The sequence below is a fragment of the Bacillus sp. N447-1 genome, assembly GCF_022701035.1.
GTDB lineage: Bacteria > Bacillota > Bacilli > Bacillales > Bacillaceae_G > Bacillus_A > Bacillus_A cereus.
Genome location: NZ_CP065509.1, coordinates 2,464,302 through 2,485,669 on the forward strand (window position 1 = coordinate 2,464,302; position 21,368 = coordinate 2,485,669).

A 21,368-nucleotide genomic window follows, 5' to 3' on the forward strand; every position below is an offset into this window, starting at 1 on the left:
GAAGAGCCGATTCCTAAGAATCGACTCTTCCTATTAATTCATCACTAACTCAGCTGTGAGCTTTTTTTTTAACTTAGCCAGCATGTCAGTTGTCATTTTGTCTAAATCGTATTCTGCTTTAAAGCCCCACTCTTTCATTGCTGCTGTTGCATCAATAGAGTTTGGCCAGCTATCAGCGATTGTTTGACGAGCTGGATCTACTGCATAATCCATTGTAAACGTCGGAATGTGTTTACGAATTGACGCTGCAATTTGCTCTGGCTCGAAGCTCATTGCTGTAATGTTAAATGCATTTCTATGCACTAGCTTACTTGGATCAGCTTCCATTAATGAAATGATCGCTTGTAAAGCATCAGGCATATACATCATGTCCATATATGTTCCTTCAGCAATGTATGAGGTGTATGCACCTTTTTTAATCGCCTCATAATAAATTTCAACTGCATAATCAGTCGTTCCGCCTCCTGGAGGCGCTACGTAAGAAATTAAACCTGGGAAACGGACACCGCGCGTATCTACGCCAAATTTTTGATGATAATAATCACACAGTAATTCTCCTGCCACTTTGTTTACCCCATACATCGTAGTAGGACGCTGAATTGTATCTTGCGGTGTATTATCTTTTGGCGTTGATGGACCAAATGCACCGATAGAACTTGGCGTGAAGAACTTACAGTTTAATTCACGAGCTGCTTCTAGAGCATTTACAAGTCCACCCATATTTAAATTCCATGCAAATAACGGATTTTTTTCTGCTGTTGCTGAAAGTAAAGCTGCTAAATGAATAATTGTATCTACTTCATTACGCTTTGCGATATCATGTAGTTTTTGTCCATCTGTTACATCTAACGTTTCAAATGGACCAGACGTTACTACTTCACTATCTGTTTCACGAATATCTGTTGCAATAACATTTGATGCGCCGTATACATCACGAAGTTTCATTACTAGTTCAGAACCAATTTGCCCTAAAGAACCGGTTACTAGAATTTTTTTCATTTTCCCCACTCCTCATTTGCAAGCTATTCAAAAGATGTCGTTACTTAAATGATGCCCATTTCTTTTCCTACTTTTTCATACTTAAGAATTGCTTCATCTAACATTTCTTTCGTATGAGCTGCTGTAGGCATATTACGAACGCGCCCTGTTCCTTTTGCTACAGTTGGGAACACGATAGATTTTGCGTATACACCTTCTTCATTTAGACGTTTACTAAATTCTTGTGTTAATACTTCGTCCCCAATAATACAAGGTGTAATTGGCGTTTCACTTTCCCCAATGTTAAAGCCAAGTTCTTTTAATCCTTGTTTCAAGTAGCGGCCATTTTCCCATAAGCGATCGTGTAACTCTGTGCTTTCCATTAAGATTTCAATTGATCTCATGCAAGCTGCTGCATCAGCTGGTGTTAATGCTGTAGAGAATAAGAATGGACGTGAACGAACTTTTAACCAGTCAATTAAGTTTTGTTTCCCTGCTACATATCCACCAATTACCCCAATTGCTTTTGATAATGTACCAATTTGGAAATCAACTTTATCAGAAAGACCGAAGTGCTTTACAGTTCCTGCACCTTTTCCAAGTACACCTGAACCGTGTGCATCATCTACGTATGTCATTAAATCTAACTCTTCTGCAATCTCAACAATTTCTGGTAGTTTTGCAACATCTCCATCCATCGAAAAGACACCGTCTGTAATTACCATTAATTTATTGTAAAGACCTGATTCTTTCGCCGCGATTGCTTTTTGGCGTAAATCTTCCATATCAGAATGTTTATAAACAATAATTTTTGCTTTTGATAGACGACTACCGTCAATAATAGATGCATGATTTAATTCGTCTGAAAGAATCGCATCATTTTTATCCATAACAGCTGAAATCGCTGCCATATTACAGTTAAATCCTGATTGATAAGCAATTGCTGCTTCTGTATGTTTAAACTTTGCAATTGTTTCTTCTAACTTAATATGCAAATCTAAAGTACCGTTAATTGTACGAACAGCCCCTGCCCCAACACCGTACTTATGAATAGCACCAATTGCTGCTTCTTGCAAACGGCTATCTGTTGCTAATCCCAGATAGTTGTTTGAAGATAAGTTAATATATTCTTTTCCGCCAATTGTAATGATCGGTCCATTTGAACTCTCAAGCGGATCAATTACGTTATAAAGCCCCTTTGATTTTAAATCCTCTAAATTTTCTTCTAAAAATTTCGCAAGTGTTTTACTAGACATCGTGAAGCCTCCCATCGTTCATGTAAGCGGATTATTGTCTTAATAGTTCTAATAATCCCTCTACTAGCTTAACACGTTTTCAGAATTTATTATAGAAAAATAGTTTAAAGTAACCGCTTACAATTTTAGATTATATATGATTCATTACAATAAATCTATCATTTACTTTTCATATTTGATAGAATTAAAAAAATATTTCGGGAGGTTTCAAACATGGCATTTACAGAATCTGATGTATACAATAACACAGCATTTTTCGAACAATATATGAAACGAAGATACCGAGAAAATAGCCCAAATGAATCCATTGAAAAACCAGTATTCTTTCAGCTCATTGGTCATGTGCAAGGAAAACAAATTCTCGATTTAGGCTGTGGTGATGCTAAGTTTGGCGCGGAATTATTAGAGAAGGGATGCTACTCTTACACCGGTATTGAAGGCTCCGAACTTATGTATGAAAAAGCTAAAAAACAACTAGAAAATAAAAATGGATCTGTTCATTTTTTAAACCTCAAAGATTATACCTACCCCTCTTCCACTTTTGATTTAGTAACATCTAGACTCGCCTTACATTATATTGAACATCTTGATACTATTTTTAAAAATGTATTTCAAACTTTAAAAACAAATGGCACCTTTACCTTTAGCGTTCAACATCCCGTTATTACTTCTTCATTTGAAAGCTTACAAACAAGTGGTAAAAGAACGAGTTGGCTCGTCGATGATTATTTTAAACTAGGCAAACGGGTTGAACCATGGATTGAGCAAGAAGTTATTAAATATCATCGTACAACAGAAGAGTATTTCACATTATTACAGCAAGCCGGATTTACCATTACATCATTAAAAGAAGCTACACCAAATCCAACCTATTTTCAAGATGAAGAAGAGTATAAACGTCACTTACGTATTCCTCTCTTCCTCTTATTTTCTTGTACCAAATAAAAAAAACGATGAATCACTCATCGTTTTTTTATCTCATTGCCTGAGCAACTTCTTTAACTACACGTCTTCCTCTTCCGTGAGGGATACAAAGCGGTGTTCCAAACAACGGATCCGTACTAATTTGACACTCCATTCGGAATACATCACGTACTAGTTTCTCATCTACCACTTCTTCAGGTTTACCTTGTGCATATATTTGTTTATCTTGAATTGCTACAATGTTATCTGCATAGCGGCATGCTAAATTCAGATCATGTAATACCATAACAATTGTTCTTTGTTCTGTTTCATTTAATTCGAATAATAAATCTAGCACTTCAATTTGGTGAGTCATATCTAAGTATGTAGTTGGCTCATCCAGTAAAATGATATCTGTATCTTGTGCAAGTGTCATTGCGATCCAAGCACGTTGACGCTGCCCACCTGAAAGAGCATGCACATCACGCTCAGCAAATTCTGTCATACCTGTTGCTGCAAGTGCCTTCTGTACCATTTCCTCATCTTTTTCTGACCACTGTTTCAGCCATGTTTGATATGGATAGCGTCCTTGTTTTACAAGTTGCAATACTGTAAGCCCTTCTGGTGCTTGCGGTCCTTGCGGTAAAATTGCCATTTGACGAGCAATTTGCTTCGTTTGCATACTTTGAATAGCTTGATTATCTAACAAAATGTCACCAGTTGTTGGCTTTAATAATCTAGCTAGTGAACGTAATAAAGTTGATTTCCCGCAACCGTTGGAACCGATAAAGATTGTAATTTCACCTTTTGGAATTTCTAAATTCAACTCATCAATAATAATTGTTTCACCATAAGACAACGTCAAGCGTTTCGTCTCCAATGCTTTTTGCATATTCATCTCCCTTTATGAATTCCGACTTTTATAAAGTAAATAAATAAAATAAGGTGCACCAATTGCTGATGTAAATACCCCTGCTGGAATTTCAAGTGGTGTGAAAATTGTACGCCCTATTAAATCTGCAGCAAGTACTAGAATTGCACCGACAATAGCTGCAACTGGGAGCAATGCACCGTATAAAGAACCAACTAGCCTTCGTGAAATATGAGGTGCCATTAAACCGACAAATCCAATCCCTCCGGCGAAGGCAACTGCTCCCCCAATTAAAGCCGTACTAAGTAATAACATGAATACGCGTGACTTCGTTAAAGGAACACCAAGTCCTACCGCAATATCATCCCCTAGCTCTTGCGCATTTAAATGTCTAGCAGCTATAAATGATATTACCGTTAAAATGAGAACCCACGGTGCAAGTACCATAACATTTTGCCAAGAAGAGCCATAAACGGTACCCGTAATCCATACATTCGCTTGGCTCGCTTGATAAATTGGTGCTAACAACATAAATAATGTTGTTGCCGCCTTCGTTAATGCCCAAAATCCAACACCAATTAAAACGAGAATAATTGGTGATAATCCATCATTTTTCCATGCAAATAAGTATACAAAAACCGCTACAATCGTTGCTCCTGCAAAAGCTGCTAACGGCATATAATGAATGCTTACAGTTAGCGCATTATTTTTATCACTAAATAGCGCTAAAAATAATACAACTGCAACACTTGCCCCGCCCGTAATCCCGATGATATCAGGAGAAGCAAGTGGATTTCGAACGAGCCCTTGTAAAATACAGCCCGCTACTGCAAGCGCAATTCCTACGAGGATAGCAATTAAAATACGTGGCATACGAAACTTATTTACAACCATATTTGACATCGCATCGCCATTTCCAGTAATTGCTTGCCATACGTCATAAGGAGCAATTTTCATGTCCCCCATACCTGCGCTCGCAAAGAATAATCCTACTAAAACAACTAGTAAACTTAACAAGACGAGACAAGCTCGTTTATACATTAAAAACGAGAGCTCACCTTTTCCTATACGAAACGGAATATATTTCTTCATTTGCTAAGCCCTCTCTTACGTGCAATATAAATAAAGAATGGAGCTCCAATAAATGCTGTCATAACTCCTACTGGTACTTCTTGTGGCATAATGACATATCTTGCTGCTATATCAGCCAATATTAGTAGTATTGCACCTAACAATCCGCTATAAGGCACTCTCCATCTGTGGTCAACTCCAACAAGAAATCTCGCAAAATGCGGAGTAATAATTCCAATAAATCCAATTGGGCCAGCAACCGCAACTGAACCACCAGACAACAGTACAATAATAAGTAACACGAATGATTTCATTAAAATTGTTCGTTGTCCAAGTCCTTTCGCGACGTCTTCTCCCATCATCAATGTATTTACTTTCCCTGCCATCATAAGAGATGCAATCCATCCTATTAATAAATATGGGAATACAGATTGTAAAATTTCTAACTTTCTCCCTTGCACAGATCCAGCAAGCCAAAATAATACCTCTTCAAGTGCTTTTTCATTTAACACAAGTAATCCTTGTGTTAATGATGAAAATAATGCACTAATTGCGACCCCTGCTAACGTTAACTTAAGAGGAGTAGTCCCTTCTTTTCCTAAAGAACTAGAAGCAAATACAAGTACAGCTGCAACCGCCGCTCCTAAAAAGGCAATCCATGTGAAAGCTGATAATGATGTTACTGAAAAGATTACAATTGCTACAACTATAAAGAACGCAGCACCTGAATTTAATCCAATAAAATCTGGAGAAGCAAGTGGATTCTTAGTTAAAGTTTGCATAAGACAACCAGCAATGGCTAAACTAGCACCAACACTAGCTGCAATTAACGCCCTAGGCAGACGTACATTTTGAATAATAATATGTTCATTGGAACCGTTAAAATGGAAAAAAGCATCCAATGCTAGTTTCCAACTCGTATTTGTATATCCGAAAATAATACTTCCCCAAATACAAATAACGACTGCAATGATTCCAACAAATAATCCAATCCATTTTGCTCGATTTGTTTTTAATAACATGCAGCGTTTCCCCTTCAATGTATAATGATACGTTGTTAGTGTATTTCAACTTAATTCTCATTGTCAACGGAAATGAGAATTATTTTCACCCATATGTATTGACAATCAAAAGATAAAGGCTTAATATCATGCTTGCTATTGAAAAATATTCTCAACATATAGGGGGTACATAATGAATTTCATGCGGAAGAAATCGTTTACAGTATTTGTATTTTTACTAGCATTTTCAATGCTTTTAAGCGCTTGTGGAAAATCAAATAACAAAGAAGAATCTACAAAAGAAGATAATAAAAAAGAAGTGGTTACTGTAGAACATGCAATGGGTAAAACAGAAGTTCCTGCTAATCCAAAACGTGTAGTTATCTTAACAAATGAAGGAACTGAAGCTTTACTTGAATTAGGTGTGAAACCAGTTGGTGCTGTAAAGTCTTGGACTGGTGACCCATGGTATCCACATATTAAGGATAAAATGAAAGATGTAAAAGTTGTTGGTGATGAAGGACAAGTTAACGTTGAAACAATCGCTTCTTTAAAACCAGACTTAATTATCGGTAACAAAATGCGCCACGAAAAAGTGTACGAACAATTAAAAGCAATTGCACCTACTGTGTTCTCAGAAACATTACGTGGTGAATGGAAAGATAACTTCAAATTTTATGCAAAAGCATTAAATAAAGAAAAAGAAGGTCAAAAAGTTGTAGCTGATTACGAATCACGTATGAAAGATTTAAAAGGCAAACTTGGCGATAAAGTAAATCAAGAAATCTCTATGGTTCGTTTCATGCCTGGTGATGTTCGTATTTATCATGGCGATACATTCTCTGGTGTTATTTTAAAAGAACTTGGATTTAAACGTCCTGGAGATCAAAACAAAGATGATTTTGCAGAGCGTAACGTATCTAAAGAGCGTATTTCTGCTATGGATGGTGACGTATTATTCTACTTCACATTCGATAAAGGAAATGAGAAAAAAGGATCTGAACTAGAAAAAGAATATATAAACGATCCTCTATTTAAAAATTTAAATGCCGTAAAGAATGGTAAAGCATACAAAGTCGACGATGTTATTTGGAATACAGCTGGCGGTGTAATTGCTGCTAACCTATTACTAGATGACATCGAAAAGCGCTTTGTTAAATAATACACCTCTAGTCAGCACCCTCCTATGGTGCTGACTATTTTCTATTTCACTGAAGTGTCACATTATTTCATTTTGTATTTTTATTCCCAGTATGTTATATTATAAAAGTAAATAGAATATATTTTTTCTATATCAGAATAAATATTTTAATCTAAATTTTCTGATTAATCACTATTTTATTTTCTTTTAGAATTCAATTATTACATTTGAAAACGCTTATCATCTCGTTTTCAGGGCAAAATACAGTAACGGTCGAAGAAAAATAGAACTTTTTTAGAAATTTTCTTTCTATTTCCATATAATTCTATTGACTTCTAAATATTTTGTAAATTAAAATGATTACATAAATATCCGTTATACAGGATTAGGGGGAAACAAAAATGGATGCAGCTTTAAAATTAGACAAAGCTGGAGAGCAACAATCACCAAAAAAACATCCACCAGGGTTATACTTGTTGTTCTTTACAGAGGCATGGGAAAGATTTAGTTATTACGGAATGCGTGGCTTATTAGTTCTTTATTTAACAACGAGCTTAGTAAGCGGCGGTTTAGGATTTGATAAAGCAGTTGCAGTTCAAATTTACGGTATTTTCACAATGTTAGTATACTTCACACCTATTATTGGTGGTTGGTTAACTGACCATTTCATTACGAAGCGACATGCCATTACTATTGGTGGTATCATCATGGCAATTGGTAACTTTGTATTATTCTCAATGAACACAAAAACTGGACTTTTCTTAGGATTAGGATTATTGGTTATTGGTAACGGATTCTTCAAACCAAATATTTCGACTTTATTAGGTCAATTATATAGCGAAAATGATTCTCGTCGTGATAGTGCCTTCACTATCTTCTACATGGGGATTAACTTAGGAGCTCTTATCGCTCCATTCATTTGCGGTTACTTTGCAGATTATAGATACGGTTTCTTAACAGCTTGTATCGGTATGATTATTGGGCAGCTTGCCTTTAATTTCTTAGCACCTCGTTACTTAGGGTCTATCGGAACAACTGTTGTAGGTAAACAATCTAAAGAAAAAAATGCAAAAGCAATTGAGAAAAAACCTTTAACAACACAAGAGAAAAAACGTACTGCTGCAATTTTAATTTTAACTTGTTTCGTAGTATTCTTCTGGGCAGGATTTGAGCAAGCTGGTAGTTCTTTAACACTTTACACAGATAAGTTCGTCGATCGTACAATTGGTGGATTTACAATTCCAACACCTTGGTTCCAATCTGTAAACCCACTATTCATTATCTTACTAGCATTACCTGTTTCTGCGTTATGGATTAAGCTTTCAAAAACAAAAAATGGCGATTTGAAAATCCCAACAAAAATGGCATTAGGCATGATTTTACTAGGGATTGGATATTTAGTTCTAACTTTAGCTGTTTTAAAAACTGGTAGCGATGAAGGTAACATTACAATGAAAGCAAACTTACTATTCATTGTATTCACTTACATGTTCCACACAATCGGTGAGTTATTCTTATCACCAATCGGATTATCTATGGTAAGTGCAATTGCTCCTGTTAAATTAGCATCATTATTAATGGGTGTATGGTTAGCTGGTACTGGCTTCGCAAACTTATTAGCAGGACAATTAGCTGCTTTCACTCAATCTTTAGGATATTTAGAAGTATTCGCAAGTATCGGTATTATCGTAATTGTACTGGGATTAGTACTTCTTATGTTCTCTAAGAAAATTGCACATATGATGGAATAACAAAAAGACGCTTCTCAATTGAGAAGCGTCTTTTTTATTATTTCTCCTCTAAAGCTGTCACGTCCACATGAACGCTCTCACCAGGATTAGATACATCATACACTTGAGCACTCCCCTTCTGCTCATCACAGCTCTCAATCCATACTGGTACGCCCTCATATGTAACGTCAATTCTACTTGAAGAAGATAAAATTTGTTTCACACGTTTCACATCCATACTACTATCCCTCCTTTTGCTTACTACACTCCTTTCTATTTTTTCTTTTCCTTTTAGAATATATTCCGTAAGGCAGCATGTTGATTGATAGTCATTTCTTCCTCACATGCTAATATTTACTCTCTCACTACCTTTCTGACAAATAAAAAAAGACGTATATTCCATACGTCTTTTTCCATAATATTCAAATTTTAAGAAAATAATGTTTTTACTACCGCACTTACTTTATCATTATGGATTTGATAATACACTTCTAATCCTCGTCTTTCAAAGCGCACTACTTTATTTTGCTTTAACTTCGTTAAATGTTGTGAAACCGTTGATTGCGGAATTTCTAATACTTCCTGTAGTTGTGTTACATTACATGTTCCTCTTTGCATAAGTTCCATTACTAGACGTAGACGAAGTGGGTGAGCTAACGCTCTTAACATTTGTACATCTTCTTCTGAAATACGACATTCGAATTGATTTTGGCTCATAAAGTTCCCCTCATTTTCGTTTTTATTTGCGTTTTTATGTTCTTTTTATTTATTTATATATCTGTTCTTATATTTCCTGTTACGACATAACTTTATCAACCTATAAAGCCGAAAAATTTTTCCATCTTTATCAGCAAAAATTCAGGAAAAAATCCTTGCTGATTTTGAATATTATACTATATGATATAACGAAAAAGCAAAATAATGGCCTACGAATACTTTGCTTGCAAACGTTGTTTTATCAAGCTTTTTGTTATATTTTCACCTCATTGAAACGTACAGTAACGGTATTGTAAAATACCGTCTATAATTGATAACCTATCGTAATGTAGTTGAACTATAATTAACCTCTTTGTTACGCTAAAAGGAATTTTCAGTAAAAAGAGATGATGTGATATTAAAAGTTTGTTTCTAATTTTTTATTCGTATTGCAAGCGGTTGGACTGTTGTGCAAAACTTCCTATTTAAATCCACTCACCAATCCTCCCTCACACTAGATCAAATAGGACAGATAGGTGCATATATTAAAATTTATACTCGATATAAAAGACGGCATCTAATATACACTTATAGGAAACACGCCATCTGAATAAGCAAAATAATATGCAAATAGTTTATACAGCACACTTAAATTCATTTGAGTGTGTTTTTTGTCTACTTTATGAACAAAGCTTTTCTTTTAACACTATTATGGAATAATTATACTTTTTTACGTTGACAATAGTGTTGAAGGAGAATATACTAAGCATGTAAGTTGATTGTGAATAGTTTCACAAATAATGTGAATTTCTTCACATATAATAGATAGGAGTTGTCATTATTATGAGTACTTGGACACAAATTTATGACCCATTAAACAATATTTGGTTATCTGCACTAATCGCAGCACTTCCAATCTTTTGTTTCATCATTTGTTTAATGGGATTCAAAATGAAAAGTTACATGGCTGGTCTTTATAGTGTGATTGTCGCTATTATCCTTGCAATATTTGTTTATAAAATGCCAGCAACAGTAGCTGTAGCATCTGCTGGATTCGGTGTTTTATCTGGATTTTATCCAATTTGTACTATCGTTATCGCCGCAATTTTCCTTTACAAATTAACTGTTAAAACAGAGCAATTCAATATTATTCGCGATAGTATTTCAAGCATTACAAATGATCAACGTTTACAAGTATTATTAATCGCTTATTCTTTCGGTGCTTTCTTAGAAGGTGCAGCTGGTCTAGGGGTTCCAGTTGCTATTACAGCCGCACTACTTGTAGGTATGGGCTTTAATCCATTAAAAGCAGCAGGTATTTGTTTAGTAGCTAATATTGCTGGTGGTGCTATGGGTGCTATGGGTATTCCAGTTACAGTGCCAGCACAATTAACTCAACTTGACGCATTAACTATTGGTCGTCAAACTGTTCTTATTTTACCTTTCATTAGTATTATTTTACCTTTCTTACTTGTTTCAATGGTCGATGGAATTAAAGGTATTAAAGAAACTTGGCAAGGTATTCTTGTAAGTGGTGTTTCTTTCGCTATTACTCAATTCGCTGTGACTTACTTCTTAGGTGCAGAACTTACTAATATTTTCGCAGCAGTTGTAAGTATGATTGCTCTTGCATTATTCTTACGTGTTTGGCAACCAAAATCTTCTACTAAAGAAGAAAAACAAGAAACTAAAGCATCACATACATTCAATCAAATTTTATACGCTTGGTCTCCATTCGTATTCTTAACTGCATTTGTAACAATCTTTAACTTAAAACCGATTAAAGCTTTATTTGCTCCAGATGGTGCGTTAGCAAACTTAGTATTTAACATTCAGTTCCCTGGTCTTCATAATGCTGTTATGAAAACTACACCAATTACAAAAGCTGATACACCTTTCGCAGCTGTTTTCAAATTTGATGTATTCTCTTCTACAACTACTGCGATTGTACTAGCAATTATCGTTTCACTTATCGTTTACCGCGTAAAAGGTAAAATGGTTAAAGAATTAATGATTGAAACAATGAAAGAATTAAAAGCTCCAGTATATACAATTTGTAGCGTTATCGCTTTAGCTTACGTAGAAAACTACTCTGGTATGTCATCTACACTTGGACTTGCATTCTCTTCTACTGGTAATGCATTCCCAGTTCTTTCTCCAATCTTAGGATGGATTGGCGTATTCATTACAGGTTCAGTAGTTTCAAGTGGTTCTTTATTCGCACCACTTCAAGCAGTAACAGCAGACCAGTTAAACATCGTTCCTTCTACACTCGTTGCCTTAAACGTAGTAGGTGGTACAATGGCAAAAATGGTTTCACCACAATCTGTAGCAGTTGCTTGTGCCGCAGTTGGACTAGTTGGTAAAGAATCTGCTCTATTTAAGACAGCAATGAAATACAGTTTAATCTTCTTAGCTGTTATTAGCTTACTTCAATTAAACGCTGTATTTAATATCTTTTAAAAATAAAACACCGATCCAAGTGGATCGGTGTTTTTCACATTACATTTTTTTATTTTTTAATAAAGAAGCTCCAGCAATTTCAGGGTGAGTCATTTCGAATGGATCTAAAATAATATCCAATTCCTCTTCTGTCAGTACACCATGTTCTAAACATAACTCCCTAACAGATTTCCCTGTTTCAATTGCTTCACGTGCAATACGAGATGCTACTTCATAACCAATATGAGGATTAACTGCTGTAATAATTCCAACACTTTTCTCAACATATTGCTTCAGCAATTCTTCATTTGCCGTAATTCCTTCAATACAATATTCACGGAATACACGGAATCCATTATTCATAATACTAATAGATTGAATTAAATTAAATACAAGCACAGGCTCCATTACGTTTAACTCTAATTGTCCTGCTTCTGATGCTAAGCAAATTGTATGATCGTTTCCGATTACTTGGAATGCGACTTGGTTAATCACTTCTGCCATAACTGGATTTACTTTTCCTGGCATAATCGATGAACCTGGCTGACGTGCTGGCAATTGAATTTCAGCTAACCCAACACGTGGACCAGACGCCATAATACGAAGATCGTTTGCAATTTTAGACATGTTCATCATACATACTTTAAGTGCTGCAGATACCTCTGTGTATGCATCTGTATTTTGCGTTGCATCAACTAAATGCTCTGCACCAACAAGTGGGAATCCACTAAACGTTCTTAAATGTTTTACCACTTGTTCAATATACATAGGATTTGCATTTAATCCTGTACCAACAGCTGTCGCGCCCATATTCACTTCATATAAATGTTGACGAGACTGTTTAATTCTTTTTATATCACGCGCAAGCACTCGGCTATACGCTTCAAATTCTTGTCCAAGGCGAATTGGAACTGCATCTTGTAAATGTGTGCGTCCCATTTTAATAACATGATCAAACTCTTTTGCTTTTTTACGAAAAGCAGAATGAAGTTCTTCCATTGTAATAAGAAGCTTTTCTAACATCATAAGAGTTGCAATATGAATCCCTGTTGGAAACGCATCGTTCGTTGATTGGGCCATGTTCACATGAGTGTTTGGGCTAATTTTCGCATACGCCCCTTTTTCATATCCCATACGTTCTAACGCTCTATTCGCAATTACTTCATTTGTATTCATATTAATAGAAGTTCCGGCTCCACCTTGAATAGGGTCCACGATAAATTGATCATGAAACTTTCCATCAACAATTTCTTGCGCTGCTTCTGCAATTTCATGTCCAATGTCTTTAGCTAAGTAACCAGTATCTATATTCGCAAGCGCCGCCGCTTTTTTCACAATTGCCATTGCTGTAATGAGTGATGGATGAATGCGATATCCTGTAATTGGGAAGTTTTCTACGGCACGTAATGTTTGTACACCATAATAAGCTACACTTGGTACTTCTTTTTCACCTAAAAAATCTTTTTCTATACGTATATCCTTCGTTGCTATCATTTTTATCACCTATACTTTTTCATTCTAAATCCTTATCCAAAAAATCCGCCCTCTAAAAACACGAGTATCATTCAGAAGAATTTTTCAGTATCCACCTTCACTATATAGCACCTTTTTTGAAAGCGCAAACATTTATTTTTCTGTATATCCTTTTTATTAAAGTTTATAGAAAATCATTCTTCTACTTTCCTTATTTCCACTCGTTTAATTTGATGCATATCCTTTTCAAGGACTTTAAAATAAAAACCGTGTTTCTCAATAATATCTCCTTCAGCAACGATTTGTTTTTGTACCATAATCCAGCCACCAATTGTATCTACATCATCAGCAATTAAATGTATGCCAAGCAAATCATTTACTTCACTAATAAGCACTTTTCCCTCTACGATTTTATAACCTTCACTTATATGCTCTATAGGAGGATTCTCATCTTCATCGTATTCATCTCGAATTTCTCCAACAATTTCTTCTAAAATATCTTCTAGTGTAACAATCCCAGCTGTACCACCATATTCATCATACAATACAGCTAATGGAATGTGTTTTCTTTGCATTTGTAATAGTAAATCATGAATTGGAATATTTTCTAGCACTTCAATAACTGGCCTTGTATATGGCATAATTGAGCACTCTTCATCCCGATTACCATCCATATAACGAATAAATAAATCTTTTACATTAACCATCCCAATAATTTCATCTTTATCTTCACCAAATACAGGATATCTCGTATACTTTTCTTGCGCGATTACTTTAATATGTGTTTCAAATGGTTCGTCCTCATATAAGCCTACAACTTCCGTACGAGGTACCATAATTTCTTTTGCTACTCTATTATCAAATTCAAAAATATTATTTACATATTTAAATTCCCTTTGGTTAATCTCTCCGCTCTCATAGCTCTCAGATAAGATTAACCTTAATTCTTCTTCTGAATGAGCTACTTCATGTTCAGAAGCTGGATGTAATCCGAATAAACCAGTTACAACCCTCGCTGAACCATTCAAAGCCCAAATAAACGGATACATAACTCGGTAAAAATAAATAAGTGGTTTCGATAACAATAAGCTAACTTGTTCTGCTTTTTGTATAGCAAATGTCTTTGGAGCAAGTTCCCCAATGACAACATGTAAAAATGTAATTACTGCAAAGGCAATAATAAATGAAACTGTACTGGAAATTGCAGGTGAGAATTTTAATTTTAAAAACAACGGCTCGAGTAAATGTTTAATGGTTGGTTCCCCTAACCACCCAAGCCCTAAAGCAGTAATTGTAATACCTAGCTGACAGGCCGATAAATATTCATCTAAATTTGAAGTTACCTTTTTAGCTGCCAGTGCACCTCGTCTTTTTTCGCTAACGAGTTGATCAATACGACTGCTACGTACCTTAATAATTGCAAATTCAACAGCCACAAAAAATGCTGTTAACCCAATAAGAATGACTACCATCAATAATTTTAAAATATCCACATATGCTCTTTAGCTTTCTTAGCTAAAGTTACACCTCCTTTTAAAAAGAAGTTTCACTTTAGTTTCTTCAATTATTGGAAAGCAACTCTATATAAAATCCACCAATTTTCAAACCTCATACAATTCTAAAGGTAAACCATCAGGATCTTGGAAAAAGACGAATTTCTTCCCCGTTATTTCATCAATACGGATCGGTTCCGTCTCAACACCACATTGGTTTAAATGCTTCACAGCTTCTTCTATATTTGTAACAGCAAATGCTAAATGTCTAAGACCGGCTGCTTCTGGAAAACTTTTACGCTCAGGCGGATTTGGAAATGAAAATAATTCGATTTGATACTCTTCTCCTACACATAAATCTAATTTATAAGAATCTCGTTCCTTTCTATATACTTCATTTATCTCTTTAAACCCTAATATCCTAGTATAAAAATACTTTGACGTCTCATAATTCGAACAAATAATTGCAACGTGATGCACTCTACATATATTCATGCTCTCTCTATTCCTTTCTTTACCAAAGATGCATATTCTCCCTTGAAATGAAAAACATATATAGCAGAATATCTCTTTTAGGGGGGCTTACCATGAAATTCATTACTTTTTTCGTCGGACTAATTGTTGTTTTCTTGCTCGCTTATATTGCTAGCAATAATAAGAAGCATATTAAATTTAAACCAATTTTTATCATGCTTATTATACAGTTAATTTTAACCTATTTACTATTAAATACAGAAATCGGCCTCATACTTATTAGAATCATTTCCAGTTTGTTTACCAAGCTACTCGAGTATGCTGCTGATGGAATAAATTTCGTATTTGGTGGTCTTGCAAATAAAGGTGAAATGCCATTTTTCCTTACTGTATTATTACCAATCGTCTTTATTTCTGTTTTAATTGGTATATTACAACATTTCAAAATATTACCATTTTTTATTCGTTGGATCGGGTACTTTCTTAGTAAAATAAATGGTCTTGGTAAATTAGAATCTTACAACGCTATCGCCTCTGCCATTGTCGGCCAATCAGAAGTTTTTATTACAGTGAAAAAACAATTAGCTCAAATTCCAAAACACCGTCTTTATACACTTTGTGCCTCTGCTATGTCAACCGTATCTATGTCTATCGTAGGTGCCTATATGACAATGATTGAACCTAAATATGTAGTAACTGCACTCGTTCTCAATTTATTTAGCGGTTTTATTATCATACTCATCATTAACCCTTACGACGTTAAAGATGACGAAGATATTTTAGAAATCAAAGGTGAAAAACAAAGCTTTTTTGAAATGCTTGGAGAATACATTCTTGATGGTTTTCGTGTAGCCATTGTTGTCGGCGCTATGCTCATCGGATTCGTCGCATTAATTAGTTGTATTAATGACCTGTTCCTCATTATATTCGGTATTACGTTCCAACAATTAATCGGCTATGTATTTGCACCTATCGCATTCCTTATCGGTGTACCCAGTTCTGAAATTGTCGCGGCTGGCAGCATTATGGCAACGAAGCTTGTAACGAATGAATTTGTCGCAATGATGGACCTTAGTAAAATTTCTAATAGCCTTTCTCCCCGTACAGTTGGTATTATTTCTGTTTTCCTTGTATCTTTTGCCAATTTTTCTTCCATTGGTATTATTTCAGGTGCGGTAAAAGGACTAAACGAAGAACAAGGAAACGTTGTTGCGAGGTTTGGCCTTAAATTACTATATGGAGCTACTCTCGTTAGTATTTTATCTGCAATTATCGTAAGCATTATGTTGTAATTAGGTAAAATTTTATCATTTTCTTATCCCTATCTTTTGTATACAATAACGAATAGGTGTCTTATAAATAATCAAGACATCTATTTTTTATACATGTACAATCGCTTTTATTTAGCGTAAAATATTTTTTATGTGTTTGAATACACTTCTAAATGTATACACTTTGATAGTTTTAAAGGAGAAAAAATGATGAAATCCGACACGAACAACAATACGCGAGCCAAAAAAGGACGCTCAAAGAAAAAACGCCTACTTTGGTTCCTTCTTATTCCATTACTAATTGTAGCACTTGGAGCAGGAGGCTACTCCTTCCATATATACAGTAAAGCAAAGTCCGTCTTAAATAACGCTTATGCTGAACTAGGTCGAGGAGATAAGTCCAGTAAACGTGAAAAAGCTGTTAAACCTATGACCGACAATATTTCCGTACTAATTATGGGTGTTGATGAAAGTGATATTAGGGAAAAAGGTTATGGAAAAGCAACTCGAACAGATGCGTTATTACTTGCAACAATTAATAAAAACGATAAATCCGTTAAACTTGTAAGCATTCCACGTGACTCACGCGTCTACATTAAATCACGTGATAAATACGATAAAATCACACATGCGCACGTATTCGGTGGTGTAGACAGCACAATTGATACGGTAGAGAACTTTTTAGATGTTCCAGTTGACTACTATGTAAAATTCAATTTTAAATCCTTTATTAAAATTGTTGATTCTCTTGGTGGTATTACTGTAGACGTTCCAGTTGAGTTCACAGAGCAAAATAGTAAAGATGAAGCAGATGCCATTCATCTAAAAAAAGGACGTCAACATTTAAATGGAGAAGAGGCACTGGCACTAGCTAGAACTCGTCATATCGATAGTGATTATATGCGTGGTCAACGTCAACAGCTTGTATTAGAGGCCATTGCTGAAAAGGCACTATCTCTTAATTCCATTAATAAAATCGGTGGCCTACTAGACGCTGTCGATAAAGATTTAAAAACTAATTTAACTTTTGATGATATGATGACAATTACAAAAAATTCAATGGATTCAAATTTAAAAATGGAAAAAATGCAAGTAGAGGGTACAGATAAATATATAGGTGGTATTTATTATTACGTTCCAAATGAAAAAAGCGTCGATACTATTTCAACTACCCTTCAAAAACATCTCGGTGTTACGAATAAAAATGAACATAAAATTATAATAAAAAGGCTGCTAGATCTTTCTAGACAGCCTTTTTATTATATTTTTCAACATATTTTCATACACATTGTGACAAGAAGTGACAATTATTACAGCGGTGTAACATTTTTATGAAAACATTACACACACAGTGAAAATAATAGTATACTAGTACGTACATAATGTTATTTTCATCATTTTTATACAAAAAATGTAATACATATATTTATACATAAATTTCTGGGGGGAAATAAATGAAGCTAAGTAAAATACTGATTGGTTCTGCAATTGCTGGGGGCATATTACTTTGTGTAGGCGGTGTTGGGGGATATCAATATGTATCCAAATTAAATAATCAATTAGATACTACTGCATTACCAAATACTACATTTGAAGGTATTTCTCTCGACGGAAAAAATAAGAAGGATATTCAAGCAATTATTAATCAAAAGGTAACTGAGTTAGATCAAAAATCCCTTACCTACATATTCCAAAACGATAAACAAACTTACACATGGAAAGATTTAGGGATAAATTATAAAGAGAAAGATATTATTGACAAAATCTTCAAAGAACAAGAAGGAAACGTAATGAATCGTTACAAAATGCGTAAGCAAGCTGAAAACGGTGAATTAAAACGTGACTATAAATTAACACCACAATTAAATGCAACAGCTTATGAAACCTTTATAAAAGATAAATATAATGAAACATTAAAAAATCCTGTTAACGCAGAATTAAGTATTGAAGGCTCAACAGTAAATATTAGTCAAAGCCAAAACGGAGAAAAAATTGATAAAGGGAAACTAAGCGGTTTAACAAATGAAGCTATTACTACTGGTAAATCAGATGTTACATTACCAGTTACATTCATAAAACCAGAACGTTCTACAGAAGACATACAGAAAATGGGTATTAAAGAAGTCATTGCTGAATATTCTACTCCAATGGCTGGCCGTAACGGAAATCAATCATTTAACGTAAATAAGTCAGCTAATACTTTAAGTGGGGTTATTGTCGCACCTGATGAAACATTTAGTTTTAACGGTCGCGTTGGCGTAACTGATGCTGCACATGGTTATAAATCTGCAGCAGTATATTCACAAGGTAAAGTAATACAAAGTGCAGGCGGAGGAGTTTGCCAAGTCAGTAGTACATTATACAGTGCAGCTTTAAGGGCAGATTTAGGCATTGTTTCTCGAAGCAATCATTCTATGCCAGTAAATTATTTACCACTTGGACAAGATGCAGCAGTAGCAGATTATGGTCCAGATTTAAAATTTAAAAATAATACAGGCAATCATATTTATATTCAAGCATTTTCAAATGGAGGTAGTATTACTACACGCATTTTCGGTACAAATACTGGTAAAAATGTTGAAGTTTCTTCTCAAGTAATTAGTAGAACTAGTGATAAAATCACCGCGGTTACGTATAAAAAAGTAACACAAAACGGGGAAGTAATATCAAATGGACAAATTTCAAAAAGCGTATATAAAAGCGCTCCAAAAGAATAGATAATATCAACCGAATAGCATAAAGAAAAAGGCGTGATTTAATCACGCCTTTTTCTTTTGCAGTAATAGTAAAAAAGTTTCAAGATGGTCTTTCGTTTCTTCTAAAGACCACATACGATTTCCTTGCTTCGCAGCTAATACACACGCCTCTTCCCACGCGTTCTTTTTCTTCATATTTATTAATTCATCACGTAATTTCAAAACAATTTCTTCGTCTTCTTGTTCAATAAACTCTTCCATCACGCTTACTATTTCATCCTCATGAATACTTAACGTACAGTACGATTTAAGAAAGTATTGTAATGTCGTATACATAATGTACTCCCCCTTCTTATTTATCAGATGGATAAGAAGTAATAATCTTAAACCCTAATTCTCCTGACTTATCTCTTGCTAAAACAGTAACAGTTTTTACTAACTTGTCTTTTACACTCATATTTTTCTTTATTACCGTTTTTCCAACAGGAAATGAATGAGTTGTATTTAATACGAGACGAGCCTCTTTAGAATTTTTTAACCAATCTTGAATTTCCTTGTCATGTTGCTTCAAGCTATCTTTTACAGCTTTCGTCGCTGTTTCTTTATCATAGTATGTACTTGCGGCTGACACTTTATCTGTCTTCAAGCGATTCTTCAAATCCTCTTCTGACTTGCCTACATGTCTTTCAATCGTATGACCATTTTTAGGTGGTCCTTCCATTTCATCTAAAATATTATCACTAATTTTTTCTACCGATGTAGCTTGATTCCCTGTCTGTTTCTCTGTTTTTTGTTCTTTTCCTGCACATCCGCTTAAGATCAGCATTAATGCCAATAAACTACTGAAGAAAAGACTACTTATTCGTTTCATCATATCACCTCTTCCATGATTATTATCGCAACTTCACTAAAAGTCAATTTCACAACGAAAAAATCTATCAGTTTTCATTTTTTTATCTATTTTTCCATATTTACTCCAGCAATTTCATCAGCCCTCTATTTTTCGCCTTTTATAATATATACCCCCTCTATTTTTCGGTTATTTCCCAGATAAAATCACCGATAACATAACTATAAAACTCTTTTATACAAAGGTTTTTATAGTATTTTTAAAAATATTTTAAAATACCCTATTTTTATATACCCAATACCCATATAAGGTATAAAACACCCTTCTTATCAACGTTTTTCTACATTATGTAAATTTACCCTTGCCTATACAAACGAAATGTGGTGTAATGCAAAAAAAGATAAAGGATTTTAAACAATGGCTGAAACGATTCAAAATTTCTTAACAGAATACTATTCAATCGCAATTCCACTTAGTATCTTAATTAACATCATCATTAGTCTTTTAGGTTTTATCCCTAGTATTTTTTTAACCGCCATTAATATACAGCTCTTTGGCGTAACAAATGGTACTGTTATTTCGATCGTAGGCGAAGCATTAGGGGCTATTATCTCGTTTTATATTTACCGCATGGGCCTTCAAAAGTTCACTCACGATAAAGTAAATAAATATCCAAAGGTAGAGCGTCTTCTTTATGTAGAAGGTAGAGAGGCCTTTCTACTCGTTCTATCGTTTCGCTTGATACCTTTCATCCCATCAAGTATCGTGACTTTATTTGCGGCTCTAGGTAAGATGTCATTACTCTCCTTCAGTATTGCCAGCACAATAGGGAAAATACCGGCATTGTTAATCGAAGTATATTCTGCCTATCATGTCATGAACGGAACAAATGAAGCAAAGTGGATTGTGACAATTGCAGGTTGTATCGGATTATATTATTTGTGGAAAAAATGGAGAAAAAAATAAAGAAGGAGCATAGGCTCCTTCTTTATTTTTGAGGTATTTTATTAATAGCTATCCTT

The 21,368-nt window shown here is 34.7% G+C and carries 19 protein-coding genes and 1 pseudogene; 8 read left to right on the forward strand and 12 right to left on the reverse strand.

Annotated features, from left to right (window positions below; translation table 11 throughout):
• Positions 1-33 precede the first annotated feature (33 nt).
• A complete protein-coding gene (locus tag IQ781_RS12475) occupies positions 34-999 on the reverse strand; it encodes an L-threonine 3-dehydrogenase (RefSeq protein WP_000723125.1) in 966 nt (321 codons plus the stop codon).
• Between the two features lie 44 nt (positions 1,000-1,043).
• On the reverse strand, positions 1,044-2,234 hold the full coding sequence (locus IQ781_RS12480; protein WP_000095905.1) for a glycine C-acetyltransferase: 1,191 nt from the start codon (positions 2,232-2,234) through the stop codon (positions 1,044-1,046).
• 213 nt (positions 2,235-2,447) lie between these two features.
• Between IQ781_RS12480 and IQ781_RS12485 the strand changes: the two genes are divergently transcribed.
• Positions 2,448-3,179, forward strand: a complete 732-nt coding sequence (locus tag IQ781_RS12485) for a class I SAM-dependent DNA methyltransferase (protein ID WP_065381808.1) — start codon at positions 2,448-2,450, stop codon at positions 3,177-3,179.
• 28 nt (positions 3,180-3,207) lie between these two features.
• Here the strand turns inward: IQ781_RS12485 and IQ781_RS12490 are convergent, their stop codons facing one another.
• The 3 genes from IQ781_RS12490 to IQ781_RS12500 are packed head-to-tail and all read right to left on the reverse strand — an operon-like array spanning position 3,208 to position 6,101.
• Complete coding sequence (locus IQ781_RS12490; protein WP_001167962.1) at positions 3,208-4,029, reverse strand: ABC transporter ATP-binding protein; 822 nt, start codon at positions 4,027-4,029, stop codon at positions 3,208-3,210.
• 12 nt (positions 4,030-4,041) lie between these two features.
• Positions 4,042-5,100 (reverse strand): FecCD family ABC transporter permease, encoded by a 1,059-nt coding sequence (locus IQ781_RS12495; RefSeq protein ID WP_000760060.1) that lies wholly within the window; start codon positions 5,098-5,100, stop codon positions 4,042-4,044.
• Entirely contained in the window at positions 5,097-6,101 is a 1,005-nt protein-coding gene (locus IQ781_RS12500; RefSeq protein WP_000925232.1) for a FecCD family ABC transporter permease, read from the reverse strand. The genes IQ781_RS12495 and IQ781_RS12500 overlap by 4 nt, the downstream gene beginning before the upstream one ends.
• Before the next feature lie 172 nt (positions 6,102-6,273).
• Between IQ781_RS12500 and IQ781_RS12505 the strand changes: the two genes are divergently transcribed.
• Positions 6,274-7,242, forward strand: coding sequence for an ABC transporter substrate-binding protein (locus IQ781_RS12505; RefSeq protein ID WP_001010276.1), 969 nt, complete (start codon positions 6,274-6,276; stop codon positions 7,240-7,242).
• 380 nt (positions 7,243-7,622) lie between these two features.
• Complete coding sequence (locus tag IQ781_RS12510) at positions 7,623-8,972, forward strand: peptide MFS transporter (protein WP_000338314.1); 1,350 nt, start codon at positions 7,623-7,625, stop codon at positions 8,970-8,972.
• Between the two features lie 37 nt (positions 8,973-9,009).
• Here IQ781_RS12510 and IQ781_RS12515 read toward each other — a convergent pair whose 3' ends face one another.
• On the reverse strand, positions 9,010-9,189 hold the full coding sequence (locus IQ781_RS12515; RefSeq protein ID WP_000382679.1) for an acid-soluble spore protein H: 180 nt from the start codon (positions 9,187-9,189) through the stop codon (positions 9,010-9,012).
• 191 nt (positions 9,190-9,380) lie between these two features.
• Positions 9,381-9,668: an ArsR/SmtB family transcription factor gene (locus tag IQ781_RS12520; protein WP_000081428.1), complete on the reverse strand. Its 288-nt coding sequence runs from the start codon at positions 9,666-9,668 to the stop codon at positions 9,381-9,383.
• Between the two features lie 822 nt (positions 9,669-10,490).
• Here IQ781_RS12520 and IQ781_RS12525 point away from each other — a divergent pair.
• Positions 10,491-12,110, forward strand: a complete 1,620-nt coding sequence (locus IQ781_RS12525; protein ID WP_017673740.1) for an L-lactate permease — start codon at positions 10,491-10,493, stop codon at positions 12,108-12,110.
• A gap of 39 nt (positions 12,111-12,149) precedes the next feature.
• On the opposite strand, the gene aspA is transcribed toward IQ781_RS12525, so the two are convergent.
• The 3 genes from aspA to gloA2 all read right to left on the reverse strand — a co-directional run bounded on the left by aspA (position 12,150) and on the right by gloA2 (position 15,550).
• Positions 12,150-13,583 (reverse strand): aspartate ammonia-lyase, encoded by a 1,434-nt coding sequence (aspA, locus tag IQ781_RS12530; RefSeq protein ID WP_000562156.1) that lies wholly within the window; start codon positions 13,581-13,583, stop codon positions 12,150-12,152.
• A gap of 173 nt (positions 13,584-13,756) precedes the next feature.
• Positions 13,757-15,055 carry a hemolysin family protein gene (locus IQ781_RS12535; RefSeq protein ID WP_000353313.1) on the reverse strand — a complete coding sequence of 433 codons (1,299 nt, stop codon included), beginning with the start codon at positions 15,053-15,055 and terminating at the stop codon, positions 13,757-13,759.
• Positions 15,056-15,163: 108 nt separating this feature from the next.
• Complete coding sequence (gloA2, locus tag IQ781_RS12540; RefSeq protein WP_206904158.1) at positions 15,164-15,550, reverse strand: SMU1112c/YaeR family gloxylase I-like metalloprotein; 387 nt, start codon at positions 15,548-15,550, stop codon at positions 15,164-15,166.
• A 92-nt stretch (positions 15,551-15,642) separates the two neighbouring features.
• Here gloA2 and IQ781_RS12545 point away from each other — a divergent pair, with 92 nt between their 5' ends.
• From IQ781_RS12545 to IQ781_RS12555, 3 genes and pseudogenes are all read left to right on the forward strand, one after another.
• Positions 15,643-16,821 (forward strand): NupC/NupG family nucleoside CNT transporter, encoded by a 1,179-nt coding sequence (locus tag IQ781_RS12545; protein WP_000668866.1) that lies wholly within the window; start codon positions 15,643-15,645, stop codon positions 16,819-16,821.
• Between the two features lie 186 nt (positions 16,822-17,007).
• Positions 17,008-18,015: pseudogene (locus IQ781_RS12550) on the forward strand (LCP family protein); the annotation flags it as partial.
• 239 nt (positions 18,016-18,254) lie between these two features.
• Complete coding sequence (locus IQ781_RS12555; RefSeq protein WP_000777355.1) at positions 18,255-19,517, forward strand: VanW family protein; 1,263 nt, start codon at positions 18,255-18,257, stop codon at positions 19,515-19,517.
• Positions 19,518-19,559: 42 nt separating this feature from the next.
• Here IQ781_RS12555 and IQ781_RS12560 read toward each other — a convergent pair whose 3' ends face one another.
• Complete coding sequence (locus IQ781_RS12560; RefSeq protein WP_000288803.1) at positions 19,560-19,832, reverse strand: hypothetical protein; 273 nt, start codon at positions 19,830-19,832, stop codon at positions 19,560-19,562.
• Between the two features lie 16 nt (positions 19,833-19,848).
• Positions 19,849-20,367, reverse strand: coding sequence for an RNase A-like domain-containing lipoprotein (locus IQ781_RS12565; RefSeq protein WP_000822694.1), 519 nt, complete (start codon positions 20,365-20,367; stop codon positions 19,849-19,851).
• Positions 20,368-20,763: 396 nt separating this feature from the next.
• Between IQ781_RS12565 and IQ781_RS12570 the strand changes: the two genes are divergently transcribed.
• Entirely contained in the window at positions 20,764-21,312 is a 549-nt protein-coding gene (locus IQ781_RS12570; RefSeq protein WP_000852226.1) for a TVP38/TMEM64 family protein, read from the forward strand.
• Positions 21,313-21,368: the final 56 nt, after the last annotated feature.

Coding starts and splice junctions, on each gene's coding strand:
- IQ781_RS12560 (WP_000288803.1), bottom strand. CDS start 19,832: ATGTATACGACATTACAATACTTTCTTAAATCGTACTGTACGTTAAGT.
- IQ781_RS12515 (WP_000382679.1), bottom strand. CDS start 9,189: ATGGATGTGAAACGTGTGAAACAAATTTTATCTTCTTCAAGTAGAATT.
- IQ781_RS12485 (WP_065381808.1), top strand. CDS start 2,448: ATGGCATTTACAGAATCTGATGTATACAATAACACAGCATTTTTCGAA.
- IQ781_RS12500 (WP_000925232.1), bottom strand. CDS start 6,101: ATGTTATTAAAAACAAATCGAGCAAAATGGATTGGATTATTTGTTGGA.
- IQ781_RS12475 (WP_000723125.1), bottom strand. CDS start 999: ATGAAAAAAATTCTAGTAACCGGTTCTTTAGGGCAAATTGGTTCTGAA.
- IQ781_RS12505 (WP_001010276.1), top strand. CDS start 6,274: ATGAATTTCATGCGGAAGAAATCGTTTACAGTATTTGTATTTTTACTA.
- IQ781_RS12490 (WP_001167962.1), bottom strand. CDS start 4,029: ATGCAAAAAGCATTGGAGACGAAACGCTTGACGTTGTCTTATGGTGAA.
- IQ781_RS12555 (WP_000777355.1), top strand. CDS start 18,255: ATGAAGCTAAGTAAAATACTGATTGGTTCTGCAATTGCTGGGGGCATA.
- IQ781_RS12565 (WP_000822694.1), bottom strand. CDS start 20,367: ATGAAACGAATAAGTAGTCTTTTCTTCAGTAGTTTATTGGCATTAATG.
- IQ781_RS12510 (WP_000338314.1), top strand. CDS start 7,623: ATGGATGCAGCTTTAAAATTAGACAAAGCTGGAGAGCAACAATCACCA.
- IQ781_RS12495 (WP_000760060.1), bottom strand. CDS start 5,100: ATGAAGAAATATATTCCGTTTCGTATAGGAAAAGGTGAGCTCTCGTTT.
- aspA (WP_000562156.1), bottom strand. CDS start 13,583: ATGATAGCAACGAAGGATATACGTATAGAAAAAGATTTTTTAGGTGAA.
- IQ781_RS12570 (WP_000852226.1), top strand. CDS start 20,764: ATGGCTGAAACGATTCAAAATTTCTTAACAGAATACTATTCAATCGCA.
- IQ781_RS12520 (WP_000081428.1), bottom strand. CDS start 9,668: ATGAGCCAAAATCAATTCGAATGTCGTATTTCAGAAGAAGATGTACAA.
- IQ781_RS12525 (WP_017673740.1), top strand. CDS start 10,491: ATGAGTACTTGGACACAAATTTATGACCCATTAAACAATATTTGGTTA.
- IQ781_RS12545 (WP_000668866.1), top strand. CDS start 15,643: ATGAAATTCATTACTTTTTTCGTCGGACTAATTGTTGTTTTCTTGCTC.
- IQ781_RS12480 (WP_000095905.1), bottom strand. CDS start 2,234: ATGTCTAGTAAAACACTTGCGAAATTTTTAGAAGAAAATTTAGAGGAT.
- gloA2 (WP_206904158.1), bottom strand. CDS start 15,550: ATGAATATATGTAGAGTGCATCACGTTGCAATTATTTGTTCGAATTAT.